Source organism: Variovorax sp. Varisp46, from assembly GCF_059491885.1.
The window spans coordinates 4,417,733-4,442,119 of the sequence record NZ_CP168515.1; the positions used below are offsets into that span (position 1 = coordinate 4,417,733).

At 66.1% G+C, this 24,387-nt stretch carries 25 protein-coding genes and 1 riboswitch; of the genes, 12 read left to right on the forward strand and 13 right to left on the reverse strand.

The genetic code is table 11. The features are described 5' to 3' along the window. Window positions 1-27 precede the first annotated feature (27 nt). A complete protein-coding gene (gene ruvA / locus ACEN9N_RS20945) occupies window positions 28-600 on the reverse strand; it encodes a Holliday junction branch migration protein RuvA (protein WP_007827972.1) in 573 nt (190 codons plus the stop codon). A 29-nt stretch (window positions 601-629) separates the two neighbouring features. Between ruvA and ACEN9N_RS20950 the strand changes: the two genes are divergently transcribed. Together ACEN9N_RS20950 and ybeY are read left to right on the forward strand one after the other, a co-directional pair. After that, on the forward strand, window positions 630-1,577 hold the full coding sequence (locus ACEN9N_RS20950; protein ID WP_495654437.1) for a PhoH family protein: 948 nt from the start codon (window positions 630-632) through the stop codon (window positions 1,575-1,577). A gap of 1 nt (window position 1,578) precedes the next feature. Next, window positions 1,579-2,046, forward strand: coding sequence for an rRNA maturation RNase YbeY (ybeY, locus tag ACEN9N_RS20955; RefSeq protein ID WP_007827968.1), 468 nt, complete (start codon window positions 1,579-1,581; stop codon window positions 2,044-2,046). A 10-nt stretch (window positions 2,047-2,056) separates the two neighbouring features. Here the strand turns inward: ybeY and dtd are convergent, their stop codons facing one another. Then, on the reverse strand, window positions 2,057-2,500 hold the full coding sequence (gene dtd, locus ACEN9N_RS20960) for a D-aminoacyl-tRNA deacylase (protein WP_495654438.1): 444 nt from the start codon (window positions 2,498-2,500) through the stop codon (window positions 2,057-2,059). After that, a complete protein-coding gene (locus tag ACEN9N_RS20965; protein WP_495654439.1) occupies window positions 2,497-3,414 on the reverse strand; it encodes a cation diffusion facilitator family transporter in 918 nt (305 codons plus the stop codon). Before ACEN9N_RS20965 ends, dtd begins: the two co-directional genes overlap by 4 nt. A 152-nt stretch (window positions 3,415-3,566) precedes the next feature. Between ACEN9N_RS20965 and ACEN9N_RS20970 the strand changes: the two genes are divergently transcribed. Both ACEN9N_RS20970 and ACEN9N_RS20975 read left to right on the forward strand, forming a co-directional pair. Beyond that, window positions 3,567-4,127 carry a FecR family protein gene (locus tag ACEN9N_RS20970; RefSeq protein WP_495654440.1) on the forward strand — a complete coding sequence of 187 codons (561 nt, stop codon included), beginning with the start codon at window positions 3,567-3,569 and terminating at the stop codon, window positions 4,125-4,127. Further along, window positions 4,124-4,747 carry an OmpA family protein gene (locus ACEN9N_RS20975; protein ID WP_413314853.1) on the forward strand — a complete coding sequence of 208 codons (624 nt, stop codon included), beginning with the start codon at window positions 4,124-4,126 and terminating at the stop codon, window positions 4,745-4,747. The genes ACEN9N_RS20970 and ACEN9N_RS20975 overlap by 4 nt, the downstream gene beginning before the upstream one ends. Window positions 4,748-4,755: 8 nt before the next feature. On the opposite strand, the gene tyrS is transcribed toward ACEN9N_RS20975, so the two are convergent. Beyond that, entirely contained in the window at window positions 4,756-5,964 is a 1,209-nt protein-coding gene (gene tyrS, locus ACEN9N_RS20980) for a tyrosine--tRNA ligase (RefSeq protein ID WP_007827958.1), read from the reverse strand. A 184-nt stretch (window positions 5,965-6,148) separates the two neighbouring features. Between tyrS and ACEN9N_RS20985 the strand changes: the two genes are divergently transcribed. Both ACEN9N_RS20985 and ACEN9N_RS20990 read left to right on the forward strand, forming a co-directional pair. Then, a complete protein-coding gene (locus ACEN9N_RS20985) occupies window positions 6,149-7,495 on the forward strand; it encodes a M23 family metallopeptidase (RefSeq protein WP_007827955.1) in 1,347 nt (448 codons plus the stop codon). Window positions 7,496-7,539: 44 nt separating this feature from the next. Further along, window positions 7,540-8,664 (forward strand): anhydro-N-acetylmuramic acid kinase, encoded by a 1,125-nt coding sequence (locus tag ACEN9N_RS20990; RefSeq protein WP_495654441.1) that lies wholly within the window; start codon window positions 7,540-7,542, stop codon window positions 8,662-8,664. 6 nt (window positions 8,665-8,670) lie between these two features. Here the strand turns inward: ACEN9N_RS20990 and mdtD are convergent, their stop codons facing one another. The 4 genes from mdtD to rplM all read right to left on the reverse strand — a co-directional run bounded on the left by mdtD (window position 8,671) and on the right by rplM (window position 11,594). Beyond that, on the reverse strand, window positions 8,671-10,095 hold the full coding sequence (gene mdtD / locus ACEN9N_RS20995) for a multidrug transporter subunit MdtD (RefSeq protein WP_478179388.1): 1,425 nt from the start codon (window positions 10,093-10,095) through the stop codon (window positions 8,671-8,673). 80 nt (window positions 10,096-10,175) lie between these two features. Continuing rightward, on the reverse strand, window positions 10,176-10,541 hold the full coding sequence (gene erpA, locus ACEN9N_RS21000; RefSeq protein ID WP_007827949.1) for an iron-sulfur cluster insertion protein ErpA: 366 nt from the start codon (window positions 10,539-10,541) through the stop codon (window positions 10,176-10,178). Window positions 10,542-10,757: 216 nt separating this feature from the next. Continuing rightward, window positions 10,758-11,150, reverse strand: a complete 393-nt coding sequence (gene rpsI, locus ACEN9N_RS21005) for a 30S ribosomal protein S9 (protein ID WP_007827948.1) — start codon at window positions 11,148-11,150, stop codon at window positions 10,758-10,760. Window positions 11,151-11,162: 12 nt separating this feature from the next. After that, window positions 11,163-11,594 (reverse strand): 50S ribosomal protein L13, encoded by a 432-nt coding sequence (rplM, locus tag ACEN9N_RS21010; protein ID WP_007827946.1) that lies wholly within the window; start codon window positions 11,592-11,594, stop codon window positions 11,163-11,165. Between the two features lie 197 nt (window positions 11,595-11,791). Between rplM and ACEN9N_RS21015 the strand changes: the two genes are divergently transcribed. After that, a complete protein-coding gene (locus tag ACEN9N_RS21015; RefSeq protein WP_007827944.1) occupies window positions 11,792-12,742 on the forward strand; it encodes a 23S rRNA (adenine(2030)-N(6))-methyltransferase RlmJ in 951 nt (316 codons plus the stop codon). Between the two features lie 13 nt (window positions 12,743-12,755). On the opposite strand, the gene ACEN9N_RS21020 is transcribed toward ACEN9N_RS21015, so the two are convergent. The 4 genes from ACEN9N_RS21020 to ahcY form a co-directional block, all read right to left on the reverse strand. Continuing rightward, entirely contained in the window at window positions 12,756-13,376 is a 621-nt protein-coding gene (locus tag ACEN9N_RS21020; protein ID WP_413314857.1) for a septal ring lytic transglycosylase RlpA family protein, read from the reverse strand. 62 nt (window positions 13,377-13,438) lie between these two features. Further along, window positions 13,439-14,263 carry a methylenetetrahydrofolate reductase [NAD(P)H] gene (metF, locus tag ACEN9N_RS21025; RefSeq protein ID WP_056595584.1) on the reverse strand — a complete coding sequence of 275 codons (825 nt, stop codon included), beginning with the start codon at window positions 14,261-14,263 and terminating at the stop codon, window positions 13,439-13,441. Between the two features lie 10 nt (window positions 14,264-14,273). After that, window positions 14,274-15,068: a TlyA family RNA methyltransferase gene (locus tag ACEN9N_RS21030; protein WP_495654442.1), complete on the reverse strand. Its 795-nt coding sequence runs from the start codon at window positions 15,066-15,068 to the stop codon at window positions 14,274-14,276. A gap of 10 nt (window positions 15,069-15,078) precedes the next feature. Next, window positions 15,079-16,518 carry an adenosylhomocysteinase gene (gene ahcY / locus ACEN9N_RS21035; protein ID WP_413314859.1) on the reverse strand — a complete coding sequence of 480 codons (1,440 nt, stop codon included), beginning with the start codon at window positions 16,516-16,518 and terminating at the stop codon, window positions 15,079-15,081. Window positions 16,519-16,583: 65 nt separating this feature from the next. After that, window positions 16,584-16,652, reverse strand: a riboswitch (S-adenosyl-L-homocysteine riboswitch). Between the two features lie 148 nt (window positions 16,653-16,800). Between ahcY and ACEN9N_RS21040 the strand changes: the two genes are divergently transcribed. From ACEN9N_RS21040 to ACEN9N_RS21060, 5 genes are all read left to right on the forward strand, one after another. Beyond that, a complete protein-coding gene (locus ACEN9N_RS21040; RefSeq protein WP_495654443.1) occupies window positions 16,801-18,957 on the forward strand; it encodes a hypothetical protein in 2,157 nt (718 codons plus the stop codon). Between the two features lie 137 nt (window positions 18,958-19,094). After that, on the forward strand, window positions 19,095-19,754 hold the full coding sequence (locus ACEN9N_RS21045; RefSeq protein WP_495654444.1) for a hypothetical protein: 660 nt from the start codon (window positions 19,095-19,097) through the stop codon (window positions 19,752-19,754). 161 nt (window positions 19,755-19,915) lie between these two features. Next, window positions 19,916-20,410, forward strand: a complete 495-nt coding sequence (gene phaP, locus ACEN9N_RS21050; protein WP_478179385.1) for a TIGR01841 family phasin — start codon at window positions 19,916-19,918, stop codon at window positions 20,408-20,410. A gap of 1,219 nt (window positions 20,411-21,629) precedes the next feature. Further along, window positions 21,630-21,884 (forward strand): hypothetical protein, encoded by a 255-nt coding sequence (locus ACEN9N_RS21055; protein ID WP_495654445.1) that lies wholly within the window; start codon window positions 21,630-21,632, stop codon window positions 21,882-21,884. Between the two features lie 55 nt (window positions 21,885-21,939). Beyond that, the gene (locus ACEN9N_RS21060) at window positions 21,940-23,574 is read left to right on the forward strand and encodes a peptide chain release factor 3 (protein WP_495654446.1); all 1,635 of its coding nucleotides are present in this window, start codon (window positions 21,940-21,942) and stop codon (window positions 23,572-23,574) included. A 9-nt stretch (window positions 23,575-23,583) separates the two neighbouring features. Here ACEN9N_RS21060 and ACEN9N_RS21065 read toward each other — a convergent pair whose 3' ends face one another. Beyond that, complete coding sequence (locus tag ACEN9N_RS21065; RefSeq protein WP_413314861.1) at window positions 23,584-24,387, reverse strand: ABC transporter permease; 804 nt, start codon at window positions 24,385-24,387, stop codon at window positions 23,584-23,586.

The window sequence follows — 24,387 nt, forward strand, 5'->3', positions numbered from 1 at the left end:
TTGGCGTGAGCGCGCCCTGAATCACGCTCACTTCGCCAGCGACTTCAACGCCAGCTTGATCCCCTCGCTCACGGTCGCATCCTTCGGCAGCGCCTTGAGCGCGAGCGCAGCTTCCTTATCGCTATAGCCGAGCGCGACCAGCGCCTGGAGGATGTCGGCCTGCGCGTCCGACGCCGCGTGCGCAGGCAGGCCGATGTCGGCACCGAGCTTGCCCTTGAGTTCCAGCAGAAGCCGCTCGGCGGTCTTCTTGCCGATGCCCGGGATCTTCACGAGCCGGCCCAGTTCCTGCGTCGTGATCGCCTGCGACAGTTCGCCCACGCTCATGCCCGAAAGCAGGCCCAGGGCCGTGCGCGGCCCCACGCCGGTGATCTTGATGAGCTGGCGAAAAGCCGCCCGCTCCTCGGCCGTGCCGAAGCCATAGAGAATCTGCGCGTCCTCGCGCACGACGAAGTGCGTGAGCAGCGACACGCGCTCGCCGGTACCGGGGAGGTTGTAGAACGTGCTCATCGGCACATCGACCTCGTAGCCGACGCCGTTGCAGTCCACCACCACCTGCGGCGGATTGCGCTCAGCGAGCGTGCCGGTCAGTTTGCCTATCATGGGTGCCCTTTTTCCTTGAAATGTCCGGCGTGATTCTGCGACACACCTTTACCCCACTGAACAACTCGCGCCTCGGCCACCTGTGCGGACCTCTGGACGCGCACCTGCGCCGCATCGAGGAAGCGCTGGGCGTGAAGATCGCGCACCGCCACGAACAGTTCAAGGTCGACGGCCCCAAGGCCTCCGCGCAGCGCGCAATGGACGTGCTGCAGGCGCTGTACGAAATCGCCCAGCGCGTCATCGATCCGGCCGTGGTGCAGCTCACGCTGGCCGGCGACGGCTCGATGCTCGACGGCGACGACGACCTCGCGATGCTCGTCACCCGCCGCACCGACCTGCGCGCGCGCACCCCCACGCAGGCGATCTACCTCGAGAACATCGCCAGGCACGACATCACCTTCGGCATCGGCCCTGCGGGCACGGGCAAAACGTATCTCGCGGTGGCCTGCGCGGTCGATGCGCTCGAGCGCGCCGCCGTGCAGCGCATCGTGCTGACGCGGCCCGCGGTGGAAGCGGGCGAGCGGCTCGGCTTCCTGCCGGGCGACCTGACGCAGAAGGTCGATCCGTACCTGCGCCCGCTGTACGACGCGCTCTACGACCTGATGGGCTACGAGAAGGTGCAGAAGGCATTCGAGCGCAACGCGCTGGAAATCGCGCCGCTGGCCTTCATGCGGGGGCGCACGCTGAACAACGCCTTCGTGATCCTCGACGAGGCGCAGAACACCACCGTCGAGCAGATGAAGATGTTCCTCACGCGCATCGGCTTCGGTGCCAAGGCGGTGGTGACGGGCGACGTGAGCCAGATCGATCTGCCCAAGCAGCAGCTGAGCGGCCTGATCGATGCGGAGCGCGTGCTCAAGCGGGTGAACGGCATCGCGATCACGCACTTCACGAGTGCGGACGTGGTGCGGCATCCGCTGGTGGCGAAGATCGTCGATGCCTACGACGGCCAGCGCAAGCGCGCGGGAGGCCACTGAGATGGCCGCCTCCAGGCTCCCCGCACTTTCGCTCTCGCTGCAGTTCGGGCGCTTCAAGGGCGTGGAACGCCACCGCGCCGCGCTGCCGCGCCACAGCGTGACGCGCTGGATCCGCCATGCGCTCGACATCGACGGCGAGATCACCGTGCGCATCGTCGATGCCGACGAGGGCCAGCGCCTGAACCGCGAGTTCCGCGGCAAGGACTACGCGACCAACGTGCTGACCTTCGACTACGCGCAAAGCCCGCTGGTGATGGCCGACCTCGTGCTGTGCGCGCCGGTGGTGGCGCGCGAGGCGAAGGAAAACCGCAAGACGCTCGCCGACCACTACGCGCACCTGCTGGTGCACGGCACGCTGCATGCGCAGGGCTGGGACCACGAGACCAGCGAGGCCGACGCCGACGAGATGGAAGCCTACGAGATCGAGATCCTCGCGGGGCTGGGCATCCGCAGCCCGTACGGCAAGTAGATGGCGTCCGCTACGCCGCCATCTGCAGCGGAATGGTGACGGGCCCGTCGTTCAGCAGGTGCACCTGCATGTCGGCGCCGAACTCGCCGGTGGCCACCACCGGGTGCGCGGCGCGTGCCCGCGCCACGAAGTACTCGTAGAGCCGGCGCCCCTCATCGGGCGGCGCGGCCTGGGTGAAGCTGGGGCGGTTACCGGCGCTGGAATCGGCCGCCAGCGTGAACTGGCTCACCACCAGCAGGCCGCCGCCGATGTCCTGCACGCTGAGGTTCATCTTGCCGGCGTCGTCCGAAAAGATGCGCAGCTTGAGGATCTTGGCGAGCATGCGGTCGGCCAGCGCATCGGTGTCGCCGCGCTCGGCGCACAGCAGCACGAGCACGCCCGAATCGATGGCACCGACGGTGCGGCCCGCAATATCGACGCGCGCATTCGCCACGCGTTGAAGAACAGCCTTCATAGGGGGTGATGTTCGCCGGCCTGGGTGGCGCGGGCTTCCATGGTCAGGGGCAGGAGCTGGATCGTGACGCGCAGGCCGGGCACCGCGTCCATCAGGGCCTGCTCCAGTTCGTCGCGCATGCTGGCGGCGTGCTGCAGGGTCCAGTGGCCGGGCACGTGCATGTGCAGGTCGGCGAAGCGGCGCTGGCCGGCGCTGCGCGTCACCATGTCATCGAAGCGCAGCCGCGTGCCTTCGGGCATGCGGGCGGCAAACGCGTCGAGCGTGGCGCGCACGGTGGCAAGGGTCTCGGCGTCGAGCGCTTCGTCCATCAGGCCCTGCGACGAGCGCCACACCAGCTTGACGCCCTCGCGCACGATGTTGAGCGCCACGCCGATGGCCAGCACCGGGTCGAGCCAGAGCCACCCGCTGAATTGCACGCAGACGATGCCGACGACCACCGCGGCGGAAGTCCACACGTCGGTCATCAGGTGGCGGCCGTCGGCCTCCAGCGCGATCGAGCGATGCGTGCGGGCCGCGCGGAACAGCAGGAAGGCCAGGCCGGCATTGAAGCCCGAACTGACCACCGACAGCGCCAGGCCCCAGCCCAGTTGCTCGAGTGGCTGTGGCGTCAGCAGGCGTTGCACCGAGACCCAGAGGATCGCGATGGCCGCGCCCACGATCAGGATGCCCTCGAAGCCCGAGGAGAAGTACTCGGCCTTGTGATGGCCGTAGGGATGGTCGTCGTCCGCTGGCCGCTCGGCGATGGTCACCATGGCGAGCGCGAACATGGCGCTCGCCAGGTTCACGAAGGACTCCATCGCGTCGGAGATCAGGCCCATCGAGTTGGTCACGTAGCCTGCCAGGCCCTTGAGCACGATCGTGATCAAGGCCACGGCGACGGAAACGCGCAGCAGCGTCTTAGGGGTAAACGTCATGTAAAAATCATCGGAAATTGGGCAATAGGCCACACGAAAAGCGGTAAAAGGCCGCAAGAACCGCCTGAATTATCGGCCCCGTGTCTTCATGTAACGCCTTCGCATTAGTATTTGCGACCATTGCGGAACACCGTTTCGCAGAGAGCCCCCTGATGATGAAAAAACTCGTGACCGCCTTGAGCGGCCTGGCCATTGTGGGCTCGGCCGCGCTGGCACAGGCCCAGACTCCTTCGACCGCCCCGGTGGCGGTTCCCGCTGCCTCGCCCGCACCCGCACCCGCACCCGCACCCGCACCCGCGCTTGCGCCTGCGGCCCCGGCCAAGGCCGATCCCCAGGCGGGCTTCGTGAAATCCGTGCGCGGCAACGTGCAACTGCTCAACGGCACCGGTGCCACGCGCCCCGCCAGCCCGGGCGATGCACTGGGCACCGTGGACCGCATCGTGACCGGCCCCGATTCGTCTGCCTCCGTGGTGCTGCGCGACGACACGACGCTGGTGGTCGGTCCCTCGTCGCGGCTCGACCTGAAGGAATTCCACTTCGACGGCACGACGTACGAGGGCGGCATGCTGGTCTCGCTGCTGCGCGGCTCCATGCGCATGATCACGGGCCTGATCGGCAAGACCAACCCCGACGCGGTCCGGGTCGAAACGCAGACGGCCACCATCGGCATCCGCGGCACTGACTTCATCGTGCAAGCCGACGGCAAGCCATGATGATGATCTCCTCCAGGCCCCGCCCCGCATCGCTCTTCATCGCCACGCTGGCAGCCGCGCTTCTTGCCGCCTGTTCGACGCCGGGCACGCGGGTGGTGCTGCTGCCGCAGGCCGACGGCAAGCCATCGGCGGTGGTGGTGCGCGCCAAGGATGGCGAGGAAGTGCTCTCCAAGCCCTACCAGCGCGCCACGGCCGCAGTGGGCGCAAGTGGCGCCCCGGCGGTCGACCAGGTCGATCCGGCCAAGGTACAGGCTGAAAACAAGCCGCTTTTCGACATGCGCCCGCCCCCGCCGCAGCGCTACACGGTGTATTTCGATATCGGTGGCACAACGCTGACTCCGGCATCGCAGCAGATCATGACCGAGGCATTGGCCGCTGCCCTGGCGCGCAGCGGCGGCGACATCGTGGTCACGGGCCACACCGACACCAAGGGCAGCGGCGAGCAGAACGACCAGTTGTCGCGCCGCCGCGCGCAGGAAGTGGTCCAGCTCTTCGTGGAGCGCCAGTTCCCGGCCAACCGCATCGAGGCCGTAGGCCGAGGCGAGCGCGACCTGGCCATTCCCACCGCCGACGAGGTGGACGAGCCGCGCAACCGGCGCGTCACCATCGAGGTGCGCTGAGCGGGCGCTCAGCTCAAGGTCACGCGGGCGAACTTGCGCTTGCCGACCTGAACCACGTAGCTGCCCGCAGGCAGCTTCAGGGCCTTGTCGCTGACCACGGCGGAATCGATGCGCACGCCGCCGCCGTCGATCAGGCGGTTGCCTTCCGACGCCGAAGAAGCGAGGTTTGCCTGCTTGAGGAGCTGGGCAATGCCCAGCGGCGCGCCCGGCAGCGACACCTCGGGAATCTCGTCCGGCACGCCGCCCTTGCTGCGGTTGATGAAATCCTGCTCGGCCGTATCTGCCGCCGCCGCGCTGTGGAAGCGCGCGGTGATTTCCTTCGCCAGCGCGACCTTGGCGTCCTTCGGATTGCGGCCGCCCTCGATCTCGGCCTTCAGCGCCGCGATCTGCTCCAGCGACTGGAAGCTCAGCAGCGTGTACCAGCGCCACATCAGGTCGTCGGAGATCGACAGCACCTTGGCGAACATGGTGTTGGCGTCCTCGCTGATGCCGATGTAGTTGTTCTTGCTCTTGGACATCTTTTCGACGCCATCGAGCCCTTCCAGCAGCGGCATAGTGAGTATGCACTGCGGCTCTTGCCCGTATTCCTGCTGGAGATGCCGGCCGACGAGCAGGTTGAACTTCTGGTCGGTGCCGCCCAGCTCGAGGTCGCTCTTCAAGGCGACCGAGTCGTAGCCCTGCATCAGCGGGTAGAGGAATTCGTGCACCGAGATCGACTGGCCGCCCTTGAAGCGCTTGTTGAAGTCGTCGCGCTCCATCATCCGGGCGACCGTGTACTTGGCGGCGAGCTGGATCATGCCGCGCGCGCCCAGGGGGTCGCTCCACTCGGAGTTGTAGCGGACTTCGGCGATATCGACGTTCAGCACCAGGCGCAGCTGGTCGAAGTAGGTCGCCGCATTGGCCTCGATCTGCTCGCGGGTCAGCGGCGGCCGGGTGCTGTTGCGCCCGGACGGGTCGCCGATGGTGGTGGTGAAGTCGCCGATCAGCGGGATCACCGTGTGGCCCAGGTCTTGCAACTGGCGCATCTTGTTGAAAACCACCGTGTGACCCAGATGAATATCCGGTGCCGTCGGGTCCAGACCGAATTTGATGCGCAGGGGGGTCCCGGTGGCTTCGGAGCGCTGGAGCTTGCGCACCCACTCGTCCTGCGGCAGCAGCTCGTCAGCGCCGCGGAGGGATATTTCTAGCGCGCGTCCTACACTATTTGAGAGGCTCATGGATGTAACAGATTCGGCCTTTACGGGCCTTTTTAGCTGACTTTGGGGGTGCCGAAGCTATACTCAGCCCGACTTGTCAAGCGCCGAATTCTAAGCGGCGCTTTTTTCCGCACCGTCTGCTGCCGCCCTGAACGTACTGGGCCTTGCAGGGCGGATTTGCAGAACCTGAGCTGGAATTCACAGTTTGATCAACGGCATTCTTGCCGCCGAGGAGCTACTTGCTTCTCGCGTGGCCTATACATTCCGGACGTATCCCAAGCAGATCACCGCGCTCATCGCGGCGGCGCTGCTGAGCGCCGGCACCCTTGCGGTGGCATCGCTGGGCCCTGACGCCTCCGACCTCCCGGTCCACCAGATCCTCGAAGCGACGGCGCCGGTGTCGTTCGCTGACCAGGGTGAATCGCTCGAGAACTTCAGCTTCACCCTGTTCCGCACCGACGTTACCCGTTCGAGCGACACGGCCGAAGCCCTGATGAAGCGCCTCGGCATCTCCGACCCGGCCGCCACCGCCTTCGTGCGCGGCAGCGTCGAAGCCCGCAACGCGCTGTTCTCGCGCGCCGGCCGCACCGTGACGGCCGAGGCGACGCAGGAAAACCAGCTCAAGAAACTCAGCGCCCGCTGGATTCCCGACGGCGACGGCGGCTTCAAGCGCTTCGTCATCGAGCGCACGCCCACCGGCTTCGCCGGCGTGACCGAGCGCGACACGCTCACGCCGGGTACGCGCCTGGCGAGCGGCACCATCCGCACCTCGCTGTTCGCCGCCACCGACGATTCGCGCATTCCCGATGCAGTGGCGAGCCAGCTGGCCGACATCTTCGCGGGCGACGTCGACGTTCGCGCCCTGCGCAAGGGCGACCGCTTCGCCGTGGTGTACGAAACCTTCGAGGCCGACGGGCAGGCGCTGCGCAGCGGCCGCGTGCTGTCGGCCGAATTCGAGAACAACGGCAAGATCCACCAGGCCGTCTGGTTCCAGCCTCCGGGCGCGGGCCAGAAGGGCAGCTACTATCGCCCGAACGGCGACAGCCTGCGCAAGGCCTACCTGGCAACGCCGGTCGAGTTTTCGCGCGTGTCCAGCGGCTTCGCGATGCGCATGCACCCGATCCTGAACAGCTGGCGCCAGCACAACGGCGTCGACTACGCGGCGCCCACGGGCACCTCGGTGCGCTCGGTCGGCGACGGCACGGTCGATTTCGCCGGCACGCAGAACGGCTACGGCAACATCGTCATCATCAATCACCGCAACAACCAGCAGACGGCCTATGCGCACCTGAGCCGCATCGACGTCAAGGCAGGCCAAGCGGTGAGCCAGGGCCAGACGGTCGGCGCGGTGGGTTCCACCGGCTGGGCCACCGGCCCGCACCTGCACTTTGAATTCCGCGTGGGCGGCGTCTATCAAGACCCGGCATCCATCGCCCAGGAAGGCGGCGCGCCGATCACCGCGGCACTGCGGCCGGCCTTCGAACGCATCGCCGTGGGCGCGCGCACCGAGCTGGCAGCCGCCTTCTCGGTCATCCAGGCCAGCGCCGACTGATTCCGCCGCGCGGCAGGCGACCTCTCTCGAGACCCGATCCAGAGATGGCCGCCAAACTCTTCATCGGCCTGATGTCGGGCACCTCGCTCGACGGCGTCGACGGCGTGCTGGCCGACTTTTCCGGCGGCCGCATCGCGGTGCGGGCTTATGCCACGGCGCAATTTCCCGTGGCCCTGCGCGCCGAACTGCTGGCGCTGAACACGCCCGGCGACAACGAACTGCACCGTGCGGCACTGGCGGGCAACGGACTGGCCCGGGCGTACGCCGGCGTCGTCGCCCAGTTGCTGGCGGACAGCGGCATCGACGCCAGCGCCGTCGCCGCCATCGGCGCGCACGGCCAGACGGTGCGCCACCAGCCGCTCGAGTTCGACGAGGTCGGCTACACCCTCCAGGTCAACAATCCCTCGCTGCTGGCCGAACTGGCCGGCATCGACGTGGTCGGCGATTTCCGCAGCCGCGACCTCGCGGCCGGCGGCCAGGGCGCGCCGCTGGTGCCGGCCTTCCACCAGGCGCTGTTCGCACGGGCCGACGAGACGGTCGCGGTGCTGAACGTCGGCGGCATCTCCAACCTGAGCCTGCTGCCGGCCACCAATGCGGCCAGCGGCATCAGCGTGCTCGGCTTCGACTGCGGTCCGGGCAATGCGCTGATGGACCACTGGTGCCAGACCCACCAGGGCCAGCCCTTCGACCGTGGCGGCCAATGGGCCGCCAGCGGACAGGTGCTGCCCGATCTGTTGGCGCAAATGCTGGCGGACCCGTACTTCGCCAAGGCACCCCCGAAAAGTACCGGGCGCGATCTGTTCAATCCGACCTGGCTGGCCGCGCAGCTGGGCACGGTGGCGATGGCGCCCGCCGATGTGCAGTCGACATTGGCCGAACTGACCGCTCGTGCCTGCGCAGCAGATGTAAGTAGCTATGGAAAAGATAGCAAGCTGCTGATCGTGTGCGGAGGCGGCGCCCTCAACGACCACCTGCTGGACCGCCTGCGCGCGCTGCTGCCCGGCGTCGACGTGGCGGCCTCGACCGAACACGGCCTGCCGCCCCAGCAGGTCGAGGCGGCGGCATTTGCATGGCTGGCCCGCGCCACCATCCGGCGCGAGGCGGGCAACCTGGCCAGCGTAACCGGCGCCCGCGGGCCGCGGGTGCTCGGCGCGATCTACCCTGCCTGAAACGGATCAGCCCTGGCCGGAAACCTCCGGCTGCGCAGGGCGTGTCGCGCGCACTTCTGAGGGCAGATGCCAAAAGATCAGCGCAGAAGCCACCGTGATCAGCCCCATGCTTGCGAAAGTGGCCTGGAAAGCATCCAGCGTGTGCGCCGGCGTCTCGGTGCCGAAAATGCCGTTGTAGCCCGTCAGCACGGCGCCCGCGGCGGCAACGCCCAGGCTCATTGCGAGCATCTGCACCATCGACAGCAGGCTGTTGCCGCTGCTGGCCATGCTGCCATCCAGATCCTTCAGCGTGATCGTGTTCATCGCGGTGAACTGCAGCGAATTGACCGCGCCGAAAGCCAGCAGCTGCAGCACATGCAGCGCCATCGGCTGGCCCGGCGCCGTCAGGCCGAAGCTGGCCATCGTGCAGCCCACGAGGATGGTGTTGGTCACCAGCACCTTGCGGTAGCCGTGGCGCGTGATCAACGGCGTGGCGAAGCGCTTCATGGCCATGCCCGCCAGGGCGATCGGCAGCATCATCAGACCGGCGCGCACCGGCGAATAGCCCATCGACACCTGCAGCAGCAGCGGCACCAGGAAGGGCATGCAACTGCTGCCCAGCCGCGAGAACAGGTTGCCGATCAGGCCGATGCTGAGGGTGGGCACATGGAAGAGCGAGGGCGCGAACAGCGGCTCGGGCGTGCGCGCGGCGCGCAGCCAGTAGCCGGCGATGCTGGCGAAACCGAAGATCAGCACGACCATCACGCCGCCCTGGTGCAGGCCCGCGCCGTCGAGCGAAAGCGAAATCGCCACCATGCCGAAGGCCAGCATCGCGTAGCCAACGCTGTCGAAGCGCTTCTGCACGGCACCACGCAGGTCGGGCATGTACTTGAGCGTGGCAATGCAGCCCAGCAGCCCCACGGGCACGTTGATCAGGAAGATCCAGTGCCACGAGGCGTACTGCACGAGCCATCCGCCCAGCGTGGGGCCCAGCAGGGGCCCTATGAGCCCCGGGATGGCGACGAAGCTCATCGCCTGCAGGAACCCTCCGCGCGGCACGGTGCGCAGCAGCGCCAGGCGCCCCACGGGCAGCAGCAGCGCGCCGCCCAGGCCCTGCACCACCCGCGCAGCCACCAACTGGCCCAGCCCGTGCGAGAGCGCGCACAGTACCGATCCGGCGGCGAACAGCACGATGGCCGAGAAAAAGACACGCCGGGTGCCGAAGCGGTCGGCGATCCAGCCCGAGGCGGGAATCAGCATCGCCATGGTGAGCGCATAGGCCACCACCACCGACTGCATGCGCAGCGGGCTTTCGCCGAGGCTCGCGGCCATCGCCGGCAGCGCCGTGTTGATGATGGTGGCGTCCAGCGTCTGCATGAAGAAGCCGACCGCGACGAGCCACAGCAGGCTCTTTTGAACGGGATCGGCGGCGGCATCGGCCTTGAAGGTCATGGGCAAGGGAATGAAGCAGGAACTAAAAAGCCGCCCGGAGGCGGCTTTGGGGGGGAAGCTGGGTCAGCAGCATCCAGGCATCAGGCCGAGAAGCTCGATCCGCAGCCGCAAGTGCTGGTGGCGTTCGGGTTCTTGATCACGAACTGGGCACCCTGCAGGTCTTCCTTGTAGTCGATCTCGGCGCCGACCAGGTACTGGTAGCTCATGGCGTCGATCAGCAGCGAGACGCCGTTCTTGGTCATGGTGGTGTCGTCTTCGTTGGTGATTTCATCGAAGGTGAAACCGTACTGGAAGCCGGAGCAGCCGCCACCCTGCACGAACACGCGCAGCTTCAGGTCGGGATTGCCCTCTTCGGCGATCAGGTCGGCGACCTTGGCGGCCGCGCTGTCGGTGAAGACGATCGGCTCGGGCATCTGGGTCTGGATGTTTTCGGCAACGGCGCTCATGGGGTGATAACTCCTAGGGGGCCGGACATGCGGCCAATGAAACGAATGCTACTGCAATGCCGCATTCCCGGCAGGCCGGGTGTGGCGTGCACCCCAATGCAAGTGGGGTCGGACGCCCCCCCGCACCAAGGGGCAGCTCCAGCGAAAAGGCACCCGAAGGCGGCCCCGGTAACGAAAAAGCCGCCCGAAGGCGGCTTTGCGTTCGCAGTGAACAGATCAGCGCTTGCTGAACTGCTTGCGACGACGGGCGGAGTGCAGACCGACCTTCTTACGCTCGACTTCACGCGCGTCGCGCGTCACGAAGCCGGCTTGGCTCAGCACGGGCTTGAGCGTCGCGTCGTAGTCGATCAGCGCACGGGTGATGCCGTGGCGCGTGGCGCCGGCTTGACCCGATTCGCCGCCACCGTTCACGTTGACCATCACGTCGAAAGCTTCGAGGTTGTTGGTCAGCGCCAGGGGCTGCTTGGCGATCATGATCGAGGTTTCGCGGCCGAAGAACTCTTGGATGTCCTTGCCGTTGACCGTGATCTTGCCGGTGCCTTTTTTCAGAAACACGCGGGCGACGCTGGATTTGCGACGGCCGGTGCCATTGTTCCATTCACCAATCATTCTCAAGGCTCCTTACAGTTCCAGCACTTTGGGCTGTTGGGCGGTATGCGGGTGCTCAGCGCCACCGTACACCTTGAGTTTCTTGATCATCGCGTAACCGAGCGGGCCCTTGGGCAGCATGCCCTTGACAGCCTTTTCCAGGGCGCGGCCCGGGTGCTTGTTCTGCATGTCGCGGAAGTTCGTCGCCGTGATACCGCCCGGGTAGCCCGAGTGACGGTAGTACACCTTGTCGATCGACTTGGCGCCGGTGACGCGCAGTTGCGCGGCGTTGATGATGACGATGAAGTCACCGGTATCGACGTGAGGCGTGTAAATGGCCTTGTGTTTGCCGCGCAAACGGAGAGCAACTTCGCTGGCTACTCGTCCGAGGACCTTGTCGGTCGCGTCAATCACAAACCACTCGTGCGTCACGTCAGCGGGCTTGGCGCTGAACGTTTTGGTCATGAGTTTTTCTCTTGAAAAGAGGGTTTGGCGGGCCCTTTTCCACGGTCGGCGTTCCTCTGATGGGAATCTCTTAGGTGGGTTTAAAGTCCTCGCCGCGGGGCCACAAAAACGCTGCGAAGCCCGCGATTATATAAAGAATGGCCCTGTGCTGGCAAATTTGCATATGCAGGGCCCAACACCGTTACCATCCTCCCCCTATGTTCAGTTACCGCCACGCCTTCCATGCCGGCAACCACGCCGACGTGCTCAAGCACACGGTGCTGATTGCCACGCTCGACCATCTGCTTGAAAAAGAGGCGGCCCTGACGGTCGTCGACACTCACGCCGGCGCCGGCCTGTACCGGCTCGACGGCGACTACGCCGGCACCAGCGGTGAAGCGGCCGACGGCATCCTGCGGCTTCTTTCGGGCAAGAAAATACCCGATGCGCCAGCCCCCGCCGCGAAGTCCGCTACCAAAAAAGTAGCACCTGAAGCCGAAATTCCAGTCGCCGACGCCATTGCGCGCTACCTGGAAGTGATTCACGACTTCAACCCCAACGGCGGCGCCCGCGTCTATCCCGGCTCGCCATTCATCGTGCAGCACCTGCTGCGCGACCACGACAGGCTCAAGCTGTTCGAGCTGCACCCGACCGACGGCCGCGCGCTGAGCGCCAACATCGCCCAGCTCGAGGCCGGCCGCCAGATCGCCGTGTTGAACGAAGACGGCTTCGGCAGCGCCACCAAGTTCCTGCCGCCGCCCTCGCGCCGCGCGCTGGTGCTGATGGACCCGAGCTACGAGATGAAGACCGACTACGGCCGCGTGCTCGACTTCGCGGCCGAGGCGCTCAAGCGTTTCGCCACCGGCACCTACGCGGTCTGGTATCCGATCATTCCGCGCCCCGAGGCGCACGACCTGCCGCGCCGGCTCAAGACCATGGCGACGAAAGCCGGCAAGTCGTGGCTGCACGCCACGCTGACGGTCAAGTCCAGCAAGATCACGACGGACGCATCGGGCGAAACGCACCGGCCGGGGCTGCCGGCCAGCGGCATGTTCCTGATCAACCCGCCGTACACGCTGAAGCCGCTGCTGGCGGCCGCCCTGCCGCAGTTGGCGGAGCGCCTGGCGCAAGACCGGCACGCTGCCTTCTCGCTCGATTCGGGCGGCTGAGCCTTCCGGCCCCCTATCTCTGGCGGCGGGGCGGCACGACCGCCTTGCGGCGTGCGGGCGCCGGCGACCTCGCCCGTTGCGGCGCAGCCGGTACTGTTGCGGACGCCAGCACGTCGCCCGCCTCCACCGGCAATCCGCCGCAACGCATCCCCTCGCGATCGACGACCGTCAACGCCACCTGCTTGATGCCCATGCTCGTCAGGCCGATGCGGTCGGCCGCCGCGCGGCTCAGGTCGATCACGCGACCTGCCGCGTACGGCCCGCGGTCGTTGATGCGCACCAGCACCTCGCTGCCGTTGACGAGGCTGCGCACGCACACGCGCGTGTTGAAGGGCAGGGTCTTGTGGGCCGCCGTCATGGCTGCCATGTCGAAGCGCTCGCCGCTGGCGGTCTTGCGCTGATGGAATTGAATGCCGTACCAGGAGGCACCGCCGCGCTCGAAGATTTCCCGCGTGCCCTCATCGCCGGGCACGCCGTCGTCCGGCGGCAGTTCGCCCGTGCCGGACACCGCAAGGTCATAGCGCACCGACGGCACGCTCGAACGCGCCGCCGCGCCCGGAGGCACCGCGATGGCGCGAGGCAAGGGCGTCAGCTTCGCTGTCGCCCCGCCTTCGGCGTCGGTCGCAGGTGGCATGGCGCAACCCGCGAGAACGCAGGTCGCAGCGACGAGCGCTGCACGAAGCCCCGCGCCCCCACTCAATCGAGGCGCTCCAGCACAGCCAGCGTGGCCGCCGACTGGTTCATCGTGTAGAAGTGCAGCGCCGGCGCGCCGCCTTCCTGCAGACGCGCGCACAGGTCGGTGACCACGTCGAGACCGAAGGCCTTGATCGACGCCGTGTCGTCGCCGAAGCCCTGCAGCCGCAAACGGACCCAGCGCGGAATCTCGGCGCCGCAGGCGTCGGAAAAACGCATGAGCTGCGTCGAGCTCGTGATCGGCATGATGCCCGGCACGATCGGCGTGTCGAGCCCCAGCTTGCGCACGTCGTCGACGAAGCGGAAGTAGGCCTCGGGGCTGAAGAAGTACTGCGTGATCGCAGAGTCGGCGCCCGCCTTCACCTTCGTGGCAAAGGCCTGCAGGTCGGCTTCGGGCGAGCGTGCCTGCGGATGGACCTCGGGGTAGCAAGCCACCTCGATGTGGAAGTCGCGGCCGGTCTCTTCGCGGATGAAGGCAACGAGGTCGCTCGCGTACAGGAACTCGCCGCCCATGCCATAGCCGCTCGGCAGGTCACCGCGCAGGGCCACGAGGCGCTTGACGCCCATGGCCTTGAGTTCGGCGAGTTGCTCGCGCACCGTGGCGCGGGTGGCGCCGATGCACGAGAAGTGGCTCGCAGCGTCCACGCCTTCGGACAGGATCTCCTGCACCGCACCGAAAGTGCCCTGGTGCGTGGAACCGCCCGCGCCGTACGTGACCGAGCAGAACTGCGGCTTGCGCACATACAGCTGCTGGCGCGCGGCGCGCAGCTTGACCGCGCCCTCGGGCGTCTTGGTCGGGAAGAATTCGAAACTCAACGGAAGGCGCACCTGCGTCTCCTTAGGAACCGTCGTTCGCGCCGTGAACAGCGCGAACGGCGTGAATGAAAAACTCGCGATTGCCGTCGCCCCCGGCGATCGGGCTGTCGAACCATTGCAGCACCCGCAGGCCCAGCGCCTTGCAGGCATCGTGCAAGCGCTTCTCGACCACCGCGTACATCGACTCGTCGCGCACGATGCCGCCCTTGCCGACCTGGCCGGGCTGCAGCTCGAACTGCGGTTTCACCAACATCAGCAGGTGGCCGTCGCCGGCCAGGAACTCGACGACCGCCGGCAGCACCAGCGTGAGCGAGATGAACGACAGGTCGCCGACGATCAGGTCGAAGCGTGGATCGAATGGTTCCCCGCCCTCTTCCTGCAAGTCGTCAGCCGAGAGCGCGCGCGCATTGACGCCTTCGAGGGGGACCACGCGTTCGTCCTCGCGCAGCTTCGCATGTAGCTGCCCGTGGCCGACATCCACGCCGACCACTTTGGCGGCGCCGCGCTGCAGCAGGCAGTCGGTGAAACCGCCGGTCGACTGGCCCACGTCGAGACACACTTTGCCGGAGGGATCGACACCGCTCACGGCGAGCGCGCCTTCGAGCTTGAGCCCGCCGCGCGACACATACCGGGCCTCGGACGCATCGACCAGCTCGAGCTCGGCCGTTTCGGGCACGTCGTCCTTGTTCTTGGCGACGGAGCGCCACGCGTCGCTGGTGCCCGCGTCGCGCCAGCGCAAGCCGCCGGCGATGAGCCGCACAGCCTGCGAACGCGACGCGGCCAGGCCGCGCTCTACCAACAGTTGATCGGCGCGCATGCGCTGTCGATCAGTAGCGGTACGTGTCCGGCTTGTACGGACCGTTCTTGCTCACGCCGATGTAGGCGGCCTGCGCGTCCGTCAGCTCGGTGAGCATGGCACCGACCTTCTTCAGGTGCAGGCGCGCGACCTTCTCGTCGAGGTGCTTCGGCAGCACGTAGACCTTGCCGGCCTGGTAGGCGTCGGGCTTGGTGAACAGCTCGATCTGGGCGATGGTCTGGTTCGCGAACGACGACGACATCACGAAGCTCGGGTGGCCCGTGCCGCAGCCCAGGTTCACGAGGCGGCCCTTGGCCAGCAGGATGATCTTCTTGCCGTCCGGGAAGGTGATGTGGTCGACCTGCGGCTTGATCTCTTCCCATTCGTACTTCTCGATCGACGCGACGTCGATCTCGTTGTCGAAGTGGCCGATGTTGCAGACGATGGCCTGGTCCTTCATCTTGACCATCGTGTCATGCGTGATGACGTCCTTGTTGCCGGTGGTGGTCACGAAGATGTCGGCCTTGTCGGCGGCGTATTCCATCGTCACGACCTTGTAGCCTTCCATCGCGGCCTGCAGCGCGTTGATCGGGTCGATCTCGGTCACCCACACCTGCGCGCTCAATGCACGCAGTGCCTGGGCCGAGCCCTTGCCCACGTCGCCGTAGCCGGCCACGCAGGCCACCTTGCCGGCGATCATCACATCGGTCGCGCGCTTGATGCCGTCGACCAGCGATTCGCGGCAACCGTACAGGTTGTCGAACTTGCTCTTGGTGACCGAGTCGTTCACGTTGATGGCGCGGAACAGCAGCGTGCCCTTGGCGCTCATCTCGTTCAGGCGGTGCACGCCGGTGGTCGTCTCTTCGGTCACGCCGATGATCTCGGCCGACTTGCGGGTGTACCAGGTGTTGTCCGCGGCCAGCTTGGCCTTGATGGCGGCGAACAGGATGCGTTCTTCCTCGCTGGTCGGGTTGGCGAGCACGCCCAGGTCCTTCTCGGCGCGCTGGCCCAGGTGCATCAGCAGCGTGGCGTCGCCGCCGTCGTCCAGGATCATGTTCGGACCTTCGCCCTTCGAGCCCTTGGGGCCGAAGTCGAAGATGGCGTGGGTGTAGTCCCAGTAGTCCTTCAGCGACTCGCCCTTGATGGCGAACACCGGCGTGCCTGCGGCGGCGATGGCCGCGGCGGCGTGGTCCTGCGTCGAGAAGATGTTGCACGAGGCCCAGCGAACGGTCGCGCCCAGGGCTTGCAGCGTCTCGATCAGCACGGCCGTCTGGATGGTCATGTGCAGCGAGCCCGTGATGCGTGCGCCCTTGAGCGGCTGTGCCTTCGAGAACTCCTCGCGGATGGCCATCAGGCCGGGCATCTCGGTTTCCGCGATCTTGATTTCCTTGCGGCCCCAGGCAGCGAGGGACAGGTCGGCAATCGCCTGGTCGGCGGTCGAAACGGGGGTGGGCTTGAGAACGGCGCTCATGGGAACTCCAACAAAACTGGTTTGAAAGATGCCACTGCCTACGGGGAAAGACTCACCGCGAGAACAGCGGGTGAGCGTGGTTGCGATGTGGTCCGAGCCTCACGCCTGACGGCGCTGCAACGCTCCTCGGAACGGCGGATTGTAGACGGGGCGGCCGGTCCTGCAAGGCGATAGAGGTTTGTCGGGATTTTCACAATCGCGCAGTAAAGACACTCTGTTACGATAAATCGAGGATTGCAAGCGGAGGGCTTGCATAGAACAAACACCAACAAGGGAGTCGCCATGAGGTCTCGGACACAAGTCCTGGTTGCATGTCTGGCCGGCCTGCTGGCAGCCTGCGGCGGAGGTTCCGGCGGATCAGCCTCAGGCGGCCTCGGCGGCGCCGGGCTGTCGTCCGGTTCTTTGAAGACCGATACCGCATTGCAGGCGGTGAGTTCCGCGGAGGCCGCGCCTTCGCTGATCGCAGAAGGTGTCGACCCCAACACACCGAAGCAGGCGCGCCTCGACCTCTCCGGGCGAGCACCGGGCGATGCGCGCAACGGCGTCTACCGCATTTACGCCGCCAACGGCTCACAGCAGATGCTGTCGATCAATTTCGACACCATGAGCTACACAGTGACCGACGGCACAGGCGATGCGACCTCGGGCAGTTTCATCAACGACGTCGCCGAGACCGGCACCTACGTTTTTCTGAACAGCCGAGTGGCCGGCAGCGTGAACAATGCGCGCTTTCGGATTGCGCAGGACGTGGTGGTCGGTGGCTTCCCGTTCGCTGCGCCTTACTCCAATCCGGCGACCTACGCCGTTCAACCGTTCCTCGCAGTCCGTTCCTTGGTGACCGATGCGGCGCAACTCGATGGCACGTACAACCGCTTCGGCATCAGCCGCAGCAGCCTCGGCGTTGCGGACTCCCAGATCCTGCAATTAAAGATCTCGCAGAGTGGCCGTCTGCTCGAGATGTGCTTCGACAACGCCATCAACCGGATCGAGAACTGCCCCCAGTCTTCGAAACGGTCGTACACCATCACGGCGGATGCTTCCGGTCTCTGGCGTGGCACGAACCCGGCCGACACCACCGACCAGCAGACCTTTCGCATGGCGCGTATCGGTGACCAGAACGTCTATCTCACGGCCGGGACGTCGTTCAGCCCGTCCAACCAACAGGCGCTGCGCATCGGCCTTCAGGATTCGACGGCATGGCCCGCCAGCCGGGCAATCGGCCTGTCGACGGAAAAAACCTGGGGCGTAAACAATCTGAGCAGCGCGCTGTCGACGCGCCGGAGCATCACGCCGGACGGCGTTTTCGGCACCCTCGAACTGCCCATCACCACAATGGGAGGAGGACCTGACGGTATCCGCGGACTCAACCTGTCCGGCGACCATAAATACTACGTCATGCAGAACGGCCTGCTCTCCGTGATCGTCGGAACACGCAACGCCAACACCCAGGGCTACATCCAGATCAATCTGCTCGACACCGGTGCCGAACAGGATGCGCGAAACGGTCGCTACAAGGTGTTCGCAACCAACGGAACTCGGCAATGGCTCGCGCTCAACATGGACACAGGGCGCTACGAGATGACGGACAGCGCCGGCGCGGTCAGCGCGGGCACCTTTGCCAGCGACCCATCGGAAAGCGGCACGTATGTCTTCACCAGCGACCGGATCACGAGCGCGGCGAACACCGCGCGCTTCCGCCTGGCCACAGACACGGTCGTCGGAGCCTTCCCATTCGCCGTCACTCAGGCGGCAACGACGAGCTATGCGGTGCAACCCTTCGTCGCCTCGCGCGCCCTCGAAACAGACGCGGCCGCGCTGGACGGGGTCTACAACCGCTTCGGTATCGATGTCGCGTCGGCATCCGCCAGCTCTACGATCTCGCAGTTCCAGATATCGAGCACCGGCTCGACGCTGATTCGATGCACCAACAACACGATCTACAAGATCAGCAATTGCCCGAGTGAATCGTTGCAGACCTGGACCATCTCGGCCGGAAGCACCGCAAACACCTGGACGATGACCGAAGTCACTAACCCCACCAACTATTCGATCTTCTCGGTGGCGCGACTCGGCAATCAGAAGATCTTCCTGATTGCCGGCAAGTTGGCCACAGACCCACTGGCCTCAGTGTTTCGGATCGGCGTGAGCGACAGCAGCGCCTGGCCGACCGGCACCGGCGCCGGCGCTAGCACCCAGGGCTCGTGGGGCGCCGTGAACGTGCAGGCCACGCAATCAACTCGAAGCGCCATTGCCACGGACGGCACGACATCGGCGGCCCTGAACGTCTTCGGGGCACTCGACCCCGACGGCATGCGAGTGATCACGAATGGCGGCGCGGGCCTGACTTACTTCGCGATGCAAGGCGCAAAGATCTTCGCGATCGTCGGTGCTAACAGTCCATCGACTGCCGGCTATCTCCAGATCAATTTGATGGATTGATTCAGACGAATCGTGCGGCGGGCGCAGGCGACGCGATCGCGCTGCCCGCCGACACAGAGGAACGCGGAGTGCCGTACAGTGCTCCAGTCGCCGTACGACAGCACCTCTCGGTCTGCGCGGCGGCCCACGAGGCCTTCATGCACACCCTTTCCCGAATTTTCTCCGCCGTTCTGGCGGCCCTCACTCTTTCGGGCGCGCTCGCCTCCCCCACGATCGCCGCTGCACAGCCCGTAGCCACGGCCGCACCGGCGCAGCCGCCGGTGCGCATCCGCGGCACTGTCGTCTATGCCGACGCGAAGCAACTCATCGTCAAGGACCGTGGCGGCGAAGTCATCAGCCTCGTGCGGCCGGCCGACATGCAGCTGTCGGAGGTCTACCGCATCAAGCTGTCCGACATTAAGCGTGGCAGCTTCATCGGCACCGCCGCCATGCCGCAGGCCGACGGCACACAGAAGGCGCTCGAAGTGGTGGTGTTCCCCGAGGCCGCGCGCGGCACCGGCGAAGGCCATCGCCCATGGGACTTGCTGCCGCAAAGCACCATGACCAACGCCACGGTCGCCGACCTGGCCGCGGCGCCCAAATCCGTGCACGGCGGCCAGCAATTGCGCCTGACCTACAAGGGCGGGGAGAAGACCGTCATCGTGCCTCCCGACGTGCCCGTGGTCACCTTGCGCCCCGGCACCGACGCACTGCTGGCACCCGGCGCCTACGTGCTGGTCAATGCGCAGGAGAAGAACGGCACGCCCACCGCCTTGCGCGTGACCGCCGGACGCAACGGCTTCGCGCCACCGATGTAAATCGATAGCCGGAAAGCCCGGCACCCAAGGGAAATCCCGCAGGCATTTTTGTCGCTGCGGCGACCTCTGGCGCACCGGTGCGGCGTATCGTGGCGAGGGACTTTTGCCGTCCGGCCGGTCCTTGCAATCCACCCGCTCACCGTCACAGGAGATTCCGCACCATGGCCACTGCCAAGAAAGCCGCCGCCAAAAAGACCACGACCAGCAGCACCGCCAGCGAGAAGAAGGCGGCACCGACCGCCGCGGACATGCTCAATCCGCTGAAGGGCATGGCCGACCGGCTGCAGGACCTCAATCTGACCGGCGGCGCCGGCAAGCTGCTGGAGAGCGGCCGCAAGGATCTGGCGGCGCTGATGCAGGCCAACGAGAAGTCCTACCAGGGCCTGCAGACCGTCGTGCAGCGGCAGACCGAGATGATCAAGAGCGCCATCGCCGAATGGCAGACCGCCGCCAAGGAAATGCCGGGCAAGGATCCGAAGGCCAATCTCGCCAAGCTCGACGAGCTCGGCCGCCAGTCGTTCCAGCGCGCCATTGACGACATCAAGGAGCTGGCGAACCTTGCGGCCAAGTCGCAGGCCGATGCCTTCGACGTGGTACGCCAGCGCATCCAGGCCAACGTGGACGAGGTCACGAAGATGCTGCAGCGCAAGCAGTAGGCAGGGCCGCGCATCGCGGCTATCGACGCTCCCCGAGGGAGCGACCGGCATGACGAACAAGTTCTCCCCGCTCGACCCGATGGCCATGTGACGCGTACTCACGGCGCGGGTCGAGGCGCAGATGCAGACGTACGGGGATGGCCCAGGCGGTTCTAGGAAGGAAGCCGCACGCCAGACACCTTCTTTGGCAACGACTGCTCATATTCTTGTTATAAAAAGTCTCCAAAATCATCAATCGTAGATACGATTCGGAGAAGCTCCTGGAGGGGGTGCACGGCCGATGCAGCCGCATCAAAGATGCCGATTCGAGGACACACTGCAATGAAGAGAACACTCGCCGCGCTCGGAGGGGCGGCCGTGCCTTGCCTGGGCCCGGCTTCATGCGGGAGGCCACGATTCCACGGCAGCCGCCGACGCCGCCCGACTTCGCCTGAAAGCTAGACGCTGTCGCGGCCCCGCGCCGGCGAAGCGCATCGCCGCATAGGCCTCCAATGGGGCGTGACAACGAATACCCCCGGTTCGCGCGTACGGCGGCAGCCCGGGAGCGATGCCTCTGCCGCCAGTTGGTCTAAAACCAGATACGTCGGTGCATCAAACGACGGCAGTTGGGGAGCTAATGTCTTCGGCAACTGGAACTCGATACGCACAGCGGTCACGCCAGAGGGAGCCGTCGGCGAACTCAGCCTCTCGCTAGCGTGGATCGGAAAATCACAAGGCGTCCGGCTCTTGAACTCCGCAGGTACCAAGAGGTACTACGCGATATATAACGACGCCCTTTCGGTCGTCGTTGGACTACCCTTCGAGAGTGCCCGCGACTATGTGGAAGTCAGCCTTTTCAAGGATAGCTGGGATGCCCGAAACGGGCACTACACAGTGTTCACGACCAACGGCACGGAGCAGATGCTGGACATCGACTTCGACAAGAAGCTCTACGCGATGACGGCGCCTGGCGGCGATGCAACTGCAGGCACCTTTAGCGAGGATCCGAACGCCCCCGGGACCTACATCTTCGCGAACGAGCGCATCACAGCGACATACAACACCGCGCGCTTCAGGACTGCGAGCGGCGCCATCGTCGGAGGATTTCCAAGGCTTCAGAAAACTATTCACCGTACGTCGCTCCTGGTTCCCCACTTTTCCCTATCCGATCTGGATATTCATGACAGGCCTTCAGCGGCAGACGGGTGTAACAATCCCCGTGTACTGGCCTGCGATGCGCATGCATATCGCTTCGACGGGGGGCTCCTTCGGAACCGCATTCGTCGACTCGACCGGCTACACGACCAGCTATTCACGGCCAGACGGTACTTCCGGCTCGCTGGCCCTCGACATGCTGAGCGCGTCCGGCAACTTCCAGGTGCGAGAAGGCACCGGCAGCACCGGAAACAGGTACCTGCTGGCACAGAACGGCGTCATCGCGCTCATGCGGGCCGACCCGCCCTTCGACAACCTGCACATAGGTCTGGCCGAGTGACCCGTTCGGCTCCTTCTGGCCAGTCTGCGAAAATCGCGGGTTCTTGGAGCTCCCCGTGTCATCACCTTTCGTAGCCGAAACCCGCCGCCGCCGCACCTTCGCGATCATTTCCCACCCTGACGCCGGCAAGACCACGCTGACCGAAAAGCTGCTGCTTTTCTCCGGCGCGATCCAGATCGCCGGCTCGGTGAAGGCGCGCAAGGCCTCGCGCCATGCGACCTCCGACTGGATGGAAATCGAAAAGCAGCGTGGCATCTCGGTGGCCTCGTCGGTCATGCAGATGCTGTATCGCGACCATGTGATCAACCTGCTCGACACGCCCGGCCACAAGGACTTCTCCGAAGACACCTACCGCGTGCTGACGGCCGTCGACTCGGCCCTGATGGTGATCGACGCCGCCAACGGCGTGGAAGCGCAGACGCGCCGGCTGATCGAGGTCTGCCGCCAGCGCGACACGCCCATCATCACCTTCGTCAACAAGATGGACCGCGAAGTGCGCGAGCCGCTCGACATCCTCGACGAAGTGGAGCGCGAGCTCGGCATGCCCTGCGTGCCGATGACCTGGCCAGTCGGCCAGGGCAAGTCTTTCCGCGGGATCATGAACCTCCGCACGCAGGCGATGACGGTGTTCGAGTCGGGCAGCGAGCGGCTGCCGCAGGACTTCGAGACCATTCCGCTGAGCGAGCGCGACACGCTGGTCAAGCGCTTCGGCGCCGACTTCGAGCACGCCATGGAAAGCATGGAGCTGGCCACCGGCGCCTCGCCGACCTGGGACCGCGAAGCCTTCCTGGCCGGCAAGCAGACGCCGGTGTTCTTCGGCTCCGGCGTGAACAACTTCGGCGTGATGGAAGTGCTCGACGCGCTGGTCGACCTCGCGCCCTCGCCGCAGTCACGCACCAGCACCACGATGGTCAACCGCCAGCCGGTGGTGAAGGAGATCCAGCCCGAGGACAAGGATTTCGCGGGCGTGGTCTTCAAGGTGCAGGCCAACATGGACGCCAACCACCGTGACCGCATCGCCTTCGTGCGCATGGCCTCGGGCAAGTACACGCCGGGCATGAAGCTCAAGGTGCAGCGCACGGCCAAGGAACTGCGCCCGACCAGCGTCGTGACCTTCATGAGCCAGCGCCGCGAGGCGGTCGAAGAGGCCTACGCGGGCGACATCGTGGGCTTCACCACCCACGGCGGCGTGCAGTTGGGCGACACCATCACCGACGGCGCGAGCCTGCAGTTCACCGGGCTGCCCTTCTTCGCGCCCGAGCTGTTCATGACCGTGATCCTCAAGAACCCGCTGCGCACCAAGCAGCTACAGCAGGGCCTGGCCCAACTCGGCGAGGAAGGTGCGATCCAGGTGTTCCGCCCCGAGGTCGGCGGGCCGATGCTGCTGGGTGCCGTGGGGCAGCTGCAGTTCGAAGTGGTGCAGCACCGCCTGAAGGCCGAGTACGACGCCGACGTGCGGCTCGAAGGCTGCCAGTACACGGGCGCGCGCTGGATCACGGCCGACACGCTGGCCGAGTTGCGCGAGTTCGTCAACGCCTATCCGGTGCGCATGGCCAAGGATGCGGCGGACACGCTGGCCTTCCTGTGCACCTCGCCTTACGACGTGCGGCTGGCGCAGGAGCGCTTTCCGAAGATCCACTTCCATCCGCTGCGCGAGCACGCGGGTTTGGCGCTGCAGAAGGCGGGCTGAACCGGCGAGCTAGCTGCCGGTCGAGGCGTAGTGGCGCAGCCCGATGCGCCATGCGCCGAATGCCGCCGCCAGGAACACGAAACCGGCGAGCGGCGACGCCATGCCCACCCAGGCCGGCGCGCCCAGCGGATCGGGCTTACCGAGGATTGCGAGCGCCGGGTAGTACGCCACGCAGGCCAGCGGCACGATGAAGGTCAGCACGCGGCGGAACCACTGCGCATAGAGCGCCAGCGGGTATTGCGCCGCCTGCACGCCGCCGTAGGTCAGCACATTGGCGATCTCCAGGCTCTCCACGGTCCAGAACGACAGCGTGCCCTGCAGCACCAGGATGCCGAGGAACAGCGCCACGCCGCCGGCCAGCGCGAACAATGCGATGCCCACTGCGGCCGGCGTCCAGCCGATGTCCGCCTGCACCGTCGCGAACGCCAGCACGAGGCCGCCCTGCAACAGCCGGCCCGCGCGGCTGATGCGGAAGTCGTGCCCCATCAGTTGCAACGCGACCGGGCGCGGGCGCAGCAGCAGCCGGTCGAAGGCGCCGGTGCGAAGGAACTCGGTGCCCAGCGTGTCGAAGCCGCGGCCCAGCGCGTCGGCCACCGCGAACATGCAGTTCACGAGCCCGTAGAACAGCGCCACTTCCCCGAGGCGCCAGCCCTGCACTTCGCCGAAGCGGTGGAACAGCGCCCACACCGCGATGACCTCGATGCCGGTGCCGAGGAACTGCCCCAGCGTCAGCATCAGCGCCGAGGCCGGGTAGCGCGCCTGGCCGCCGAGCGAAGCCTTCACAAGGCGAGCAAGAAGCGCGATGGACCCCAT

What these genes read in the sequence shown, in the direction of transcription:
- rplM (WP_007827946.1), bottom strand. Translation starts at nt 11,594, where the DNA reads ATGACCAAAACGTTCAGCGCCAAGCCCGCTGACGTGACGCACGAGTGG.
- ACEN9N_RS21045 (WP_495654444.1), top strand. Translation starts at nt 19,095, where the DNA reads ATGCACACCCTTTCCCGAATTTTCTCCGCCGTTCTGGCGGCCCTCACT.
- ACEN9N_RS20975 (WP_413314853.1), top strand. Translation starts at nt 4,124, where the DNA reads ATGATGATGATCTCCTCCAGGCCCCGCCCCGCATCGCTCTTCATCGCC.
- ahcY (WP_413314859.1), bottom strand. Translation starts at nt 16,518, where the DNA reads ATGAGCGCCGTTCTCAAGCCCACCCCCGTTTCGACCGCCGACCAGGCG.
- ruvA (WP_007827972.1), bottom strand. Translation starts at nt 600, where the DNA reads ATGATAGGCAAACTGACCGGCACGCTCGCTGAGCGCAATCCGCCGCAG.
- tyrS (WP_007827958.1), bottom strand. Translation starts at nt 5,964, where the DNA reads ATGAGCCTCTCAAATAGTGTAGGACGCGCGCTAGAAATATCCCTCCGC.
- ACEN9N_RS20970 (WP_495654440.1), top strand. Translation starts at nt 3,567, where the DNA reads ATGATGAAAAAACTCGTGACCGCCTTGAGCGGCCTGGCCATTGTGGGC.
- ACEN9N_RS21065 (WP_413314861.1), bottom strand. Translation starts at nt 24,387, where the DNA reads ATGGGGTCCATCGCGCTTCTTGCTCGCCTTGTGAAGGCTTCGCTCGGC.
- ACEN9N_RS21040 (WP_495654443.1), top strand. Translation starts at nt 16,801, where the DNA reads ATGAGGTCTCGGACACAAGTCCTGGTTGCATGTCTGGCCGGCCTGCTG.
- dtd (WP_495654438.1), bottom strand. Translation starts at nt 2,500, where the DNA reads ATGAAGGCTGTTCTTCAACGCGTGGCGAATGCGCGCGTCGATATTGCG.
- ACEN9N_RS20965 (WP_495654439.1), bottom strand. Translation starts at nt 3,414, where the DNA reads ATGACGTTTACCCCTAAGACGCTGCTGCGCGTTTCCGTCGCCGTGGCC.
- mdtD (WP_478179388.1), bottom strand. Translation starts at nt 10,095, where the DNA reads ATGACCTTCAAGGCCGATGCCGCCGCCGATCCCGTTCAAAAGAGCCTG.
- ACEN9N_RS20990 (WP_495654441.1), top strand. Translation starts at nt 7,540, where the DNA reads ATGGCCGCCAAACTCTTCATCGGCCTGATGTCGGGCACCTCGCTCGAC.
- ybeY (WP_007827968.1), top strand. Translation starts at nt 1,579, where the DNA reads ATGGCCGCCTCCAGGCTCCCCGCACTTTCGCTCTCGCTGCAGTTCGGG.
- ACEN9N_RS21020 (WP_413314857.1), bottom strand. Translation starts at nt 13,376, where the DNA reads ATGCCACCTGCGACCGACGCCGAAGGCGGGGCGACAGCGAAGCTGACG.
- erpA (WP_007827949.1), bottom strand. Translation starts at nt 10,541, where the DNA reads ATGAGCGCCGTTGCCGAAAACATCCAGACCCAGATGCCCGAGCCGATC.
- ACEN9N_RS21055 (WP_495654445.1), top strand. Translation starts at nt 21,630, where the DNA reads ATGCATATCGCTTCGACGGGGGGCTCCTTCGGAACCGCATTCGTCGAC.
- ACEN9N_RS21030 (WP_495654442.1), bottom strand. Translation starts at nt 15,068, where the DNA reads ATGCGCGCCGATCAACTGTTGGTAGAGCGCGGCCTGGCCGCGTCGCGT.
- ACEN9N_RS21015 (WP_007827944.1), top strand. Translation starts at nt 11,792, where the DNA reads ATGTTCAGTTACCGCCACGCCTTCCATGCCGGCAACCACGCCGACGTG.
- phaP (WP_478179385.1), top strand. Translation starts at nt 19,916, where the DNA reads ATGGCCACTGCCAAGAAAGCCGCCGCCAAAAAGACCACGACCAGCAGC.
- rpsI (WP_007827948.1), bottom strand. Translation starts at nt 11,150, where the DNA reads ATGATTGGTGAATGGAACAATGGCACCGGCCGTCGCAAATCCAGCGTC.